Source organism: Nakamurella sp. (genome assembly GCF_048594475.1).
GTDB lineage: Bacteria > Actinomycetota > Actinomycetes > Mycobacteriales > Nakamurellaceae > Nakamurella.
In genome coordinates this window covers 1-4,893 of record NZ_JBMDXT010000014.1, presented here as the reverse complement: position 1 = coordinate 4,893, position 4,893 = coordinate 1, and the positions used below count along the sequence as shown (strand labels likewise).

Here is a 4,893-nt window from a genome sequence, read left to right as displayed (position 1 = left end):
TATGCGCGGTGTGGGGGCTCCCCCCCCCGGAACTCTTCCCATTATCAACTTCGGGTGGGTGCGGCTTCGGCCGATGCCTGTGGACAACTTCGGCGGCGCCGGCGCCCCATCGGTCACGATCTGTCGGTGACACGGCGGCCGGGCGAACTCCCATCGGACCTGACGAAGGTTGCCTTCACGGTGGAGCAGGGCCGCGAGCGGGGCTTGAGCCGGACACGTCTCCGGGCAGCCGACCTCGACCGGCCGCTGTACGGCGTCCGCCGCGCCGTCGTGGCGGGGCCGGGGGAAGGCGAGCCGGATCCCCGTGCGCTCCTGACTGCGCGACTCCAGGACCAGTGCTCGGCGGCGGAGCTGGTGACACCACCGCGGGCCTTCTTCAGCCATCTCACCGCCGCCCGGCTGTGGCCGTTGCCGCTGCCGATGCCCAGGCCGAACGAGCCGGTTCATGTCGGCGTGCTGCCGCCCGAGCATCCACCGCGGCGGGCCGGGGTGATCGGGCATCACATCTCGGACCCGGCGGCCCACGCGGTCCTGCGTCAAGGCCGGTGGCTCATCGACCCGGCGACGCTGTTCTGCCAGCTCAGCCCGGTCTTGCGCCTGGATGATCTGGTCGCGGTGGGGGACGCCCTGGTGCTGACGCCGAGGTTCGGCGACCCGGCCGGCGAACGGCCGTGGCTCTCGCTCGGCGAGCTCGGTGAGCGCGTCGACCGGTTCCGCGGACGCGGTAAGACCCGCGCCGCCCAGGCCCTGGCTCTGGTCCGGCCCGGGGCGGAGTCGCGCCCCGAATCCCTGGTGCGGCTGGCCCTGGTGGCCGGAGGCCTGCCCGAGCCGGAACTGAACGGGGACGTCCACAGCGAGCGAGGTGTGTTCCTCGGGCGGGCCGACATGCTCTACCGGGCGTACCGGCTCATCGTGGAGTACGACGGTGACCAGCACCGGGTCGATGCCTGGCAGTTCAATCGGGACATCCGCCGCCTGGACGGCTTCGCCGCGCACGGGTGGCGGGTGGTGCGGATCACCGCCGACGCGTTCTTCACCGACCGGGCCGGGTGCCTGGCTCGGGTGGAGCAGGCCCTGATCACGCGAGGGTGGCGCCGCTGAGGGCGCAGCCGCCGCCCCGGAGTCGGTGTTGATCATGGGAGGAAGGCTGCTCAGGGGCAGCCAGAACGGCCTTCTTCCCATGATCAACAGCCGGGAGGGGGCGCCGGCGGGCGGGTCAGCTCCAGGTGACGCGCACCTGCTCGCGCCAGTGGCCGAGCAGGTCGACGGTGCCGGTTTCGGCGACGTCGTCGCCGCGGTTCCACAGGCCCAGGTAGAGCGCGGCGGCGGTGCCGGTCAGGCGGGAGTGGGCGTCCGGGTCGGATCCCTCGACCACCACGGGCGGATCGGCCGAGACCGCGACGGTCCACGCGACCGGGGCGTCGGTCGCGGCGACGACCGTGCGGAACGGCTCGTCGGTGCGCAGCCGGCTGCTGCGACGGGGGACGAAGCCGGTCAGCAACTCGTCGAGCCCGTCGACGGCGAGTTCGGTCGGGATGCCGGCCTCGGCGGTCGATGGCATCCGGCCCAACCGCGCCGCCAGCGCGTCGACCCGGTGGACGGTCGTCTCGTGGGCCTGCCGGCGGGCCCAGAACACGGCCGGTGGCGGGGCGTTCTTGAGAAAGACGAACGCCGCGAGGTCGGCCGGCGCAGCCCGCAGGGTGCCGATCAACGCCCCCGCGCCCTCGACGAACCAGGGCAGCAGCGCGTCGTCGTCGTCCGGAGCCGCGAAGAAGGCCTCGTCGTCGTCGTCGCTCACCGACGTCCGCCCGTGGCCGACGATGTCGGTCGCCCAGCGGTGCACCCCGCCCAGGTGGATCAGCAGGTCGCGGACCGTCCATCCCGGGCAGGTGGGCACCGGATCGGCCGGCAGCACCCGGTCGGCCTCGCGGGTCAACCGGATCACCTGGGCGTCGAGGGCGGCGAGCAGGTCGGCCGGGGACATCCGCACGGGCATGCCCTCAGGGTGGCACGGGCCGGGATCGGCGATGAACGCCGGGCACCGGTGCAGGCAGTACTCTCCCGACGTGCGCATTCTCGTCATCGGCTCGGGCGCCCGCGAGCACGCCCTGCTCCGGGCCCTGCGGCGTGACCCCGACGTCACCGACCTCCACATCGCCCCCGGCAACGCGGGTACCACGGTGCTGGCCCAGGCCCACCCGGTCGACGTGGCCGACCCGTCCGCCATCGCCGCCCTGGCCGAGCAGGTCCGGCCCGACCTGGTGGTGATCGGACCGGAGGTGCCGCTGGTCAACGGGGCCGCGGATGCCCTGCGTGCGCGCGGCGTCGCGGTGTTCGGACCGAGCGCCGCGGCGGCCCGGATCGAGGGGTCGAAGGCGTTCGCCAAGGACGTCATGGCGGCGGCCGGGGTGCCGACCGCGCGCGCGGTCGCCGTCACCGACGAGGCCGGGATCGACGCCGCGCTGGACGCCTGCGGCTCGCCGTACGTGGTCAAGGACGACGGGTTGGCCGCCGGCAAGGGGGTGGTCGTCACCGAGGACCGCGCGGCCGCCGCGGCCCATGCCCGGGCGGTGCTCGAGCACGGACATCCGGTGCTCGTCGAGGAGTACCTGGCCGGGCCGGAGGTGTCCCTGTTCGCGGTGTGCGACGGCCGGGTCGCGCTGCCGCTGCTGCCGGCCCAGGACTTCAAGCGGGTCGGCGACGGCGACAGCGGGCCGAACACCGGCGGCATGGGTGCATACGCCCCCCTGCCGTGGGCCCCGGCCGGGCTGGTCGACACCGTCCAGCGCACCGTCCTGGACCCGGTCCTGGCCGAGATGTCGCTGCGCGGAACGCCGTTCGCCGGGCTGCTGTACGCCGGACTGGTGATCACGGCGGCCGGCCCCAAGGTCATCGAGTTCAACTGCCGGTTCGGCGACCCGGAGACCCAGGTCGTGCTCGAGCTGCTGGACACGCCGCTGGGCAAGCTGCTCGCAGCGGCCGCGGCCGGCGGCCTGGGTGACACCCTGCTGAGCTGGCGGGGGGCGGCGGCGGTCACCGTCGTCATCGCCGCGGAGAACTACCCGGGCCCTCCGGTCACCGGGGACGTGATCTCCGGGGCCGAGGGTGACGGCATCCTGCACGCCGGAACGGTGCGGACCGACGACGGGCTGGTCGTCTCGGCCGGTGGCCGGGTCCTGTCGGTGGTCGGCACCGGCTCGGACCTGGCCAAGGCCCGGGAGAGCGCCTACGCGCTGGCCGCCTCGGTGCACCTGCGCGGGTCGCACTACCGCACCGACATCGCCCTGGCGGCGGCCGAGGGTCGGGTCCACGTCCCGGGCACCGCCTGATCCGATGACCACGGGAACGGGCGGCACCGCTGGGGTTTTCGGCCCGTCCGGGCGCTCCCGAGTGGCGCCGTTCTACGTCATGCAGGTGCGGGCCGCGGCCGCTCGGCGGCGCCGGGCCGGTGGGGTGGTGTGGGACCTGGCCGCCGGCCAGCCCTCCACCGCCGCCCCCGAGCCGGTGCGGCGGGCCGCCCACGCCGCGCTCGACGGCCAGATCCTGGGCTATACCGAGGCTCCCGGCATCGAGCCGCTCCGCCGGGGGATCGCCGGGCATTACCGCGACCGGTACGGGATGAGCGTCGACGTGGACAACGTCGTGGTGACCACCGGGTCGTCGGGCGGCTTCCTGCTCGCCTTCCTCGCCGCCTTCGACGCCGGCAGCCGGGTCGGGCTGGCCCGGCCGGGCTACCCGGCGTACCGGAACATCCTGCACGCGCTCGGATGTGAGGTCGTCGACCTGCCCTGCGGACCGGAGACCCGGTACCAGCCGACCGTGGCGATGATCGAGAACCTCGGCCTGGACGGGTTGATCGTGGCCAGCCCGGCGAATCCGACCGGCACCATGCTGGAACCGGGGGAGCTGGCGGCGCTGGCCACCTGGTGCGGGGATCGCGGCGTTCGCCTGGTCTCCGACGAGATCTACCACGGCATCACCTATGCCGGCCGGACCGCCAGCAGCTGGCACACCGACCGCCGCGGCTTCGTGGTCAATTCCTTCTCCAAGTACTTCTCGATGACCGGTTGGCGGATCGGCTGGCTGCTGGTCCCGGACGACCTGGTCGACGTGGTCGACGCGCTGGCCGGCAACCTCGCCATCTGCCCGCCGGCGCCGGCCCAGTACGCCGCGCTGGCCGCCTTCGACGCCTACGCCGAGTGCGACGCGCACGTGCAGCGGTACGCGCACAACCGGGGCGTGCTGCTGAACGGGCTGCGCCGGCTGGGCATCGACCGGCTTGCACCGGCCGACGGCGCGTTCTACGTGTACGCCGACATCGGGCACCTGACGGACGACTCCACCGACTTCGGTGCCCGGCTGCTGGACCGGGCCGGCATCGCCGCGGCTCCGGGCATCGACTTCGACGTGGTCGACGGGCACCGGTCGATCCGGTTCTCGTTCGCGGGGTCCACGGCCACCATCGAGGGCGCGCTCGGCGCGCTGGAACACTTCCTCGCCCTCTGACCACCGTCGTGCGGCGTCCGGCCCGCGGAACGATGCCGGGGCGGTGGCCGTTGAACCCGGTGGGTACCCCGAGTCGAAGATCAGGGTTCTCACCTGAGGCGTTCGGCCGTCCCGAGGGGGACAGTGGACGTCAGCAGGGCAGTCGAGGGACAGCGGAGGAAGTGCGATGGACAAGTTCCTGAAGATCGTGGGCGCGGTCGTGGTCATCTGGATCGGCATCAGCCTGGTGCTGTGGCTGATCGGCAAGACCATCGGCCTGCTGTTCTGGGTGGCCGTCATCGGCGGGGCCATCTGGGCCGTCGCCGCGATCAGCAACAAGCGCAAGAACCAGGTCGGCTACCGCCGCTGACGCGGACGGGCCGGCCGGACACCCGGGCCGGCCCGGCG

General features: G+C 73.5%; 5 protein-coding genes. 4 read left to right on the top strand and 1 reads right to left on the bottom strand.

The window, feature by feature from the left end; genetic code table 11:
• Positions 1-354: 354 nt before the first annotated feature.
• The gene (locus ACOJUF_RS00765) at positions 355-1,101 is read left to right on the top strand and encodes an endonuclease domain-containing protein (protein WP_420119956.1); all 747 of its coding nucleotides are present in this window, start codon (positions 355-357) and stop codon (positions 1,099-1,101) included.
• Between the two features lie 115 nt (positions 1,102-1,216).
• On the opposite strand, the gene ACOJUF_RS00760 is transcribed toward ACOJUF_RS00765, so the two are convergent.
• On the bottom strand, positions 1,217-2,074 hold the full coding sequence (locus tag ACOJUF_RS00760; RefSeq protein ID WP_420119955.1) for a maleylpyruvate isomerase family mycothiol-dependent enzyme: 858 nt from the start codon (positions 2,072-2,074) through the stop codon (positions 1,217-1,219).
• On the opposite strand from ACOJUF_RS00760, the gene purD reads away from it, so the two are divergent.
• The 3 genes from purD (at position 2,067) to ACOJUF_RS00745 (ending at position 4,855) form a co-directional block, all read left to right on the top strand.
• Entirely contained in the window at positions 2,067-3,329 is a 1,263-nt protein-coding gene (gene purD, locus ACOJUF_RS00755; RefSeq protein WP_420119954.1) for a phosphoribosylamine--glycine ligase, read from the top strand. The genes ACOJUF_RS00760 and purD overlap by 8 nt on opposite strands.
• A gap of 4 nt (positions 3,330-3,333) precedes the next feature.
• Positions 3,334-4,506: an aminotransferase class I/II-fold pyridoxal phosphate-dependent enzyme gene (locus tag ACOJUF_RS00750; RefSeq protein WP_420119953.1), complete on the top strand. Its 1,173-nt coding sequence runs from the start codon at positions 3,334-3,336 to the stop codon at positions 4,504-4,506.
• A gap of 166 nt (positions 4,507-4,672) precedes the next feature.
• Positions 4,673-4,855: a hypothetical protein gene (locus ACOJUF_RS00745; RefSeq protein WP_420119952.1), complete on the top strand. Its 183-nt coding sequence runs from the start codon at positions 4,673-4,675 to the stop codon at positions 4,853-4,855.
• The last annotated feature ends 38 nt before the right edge of the window (positions 4,856-4,893 follow it).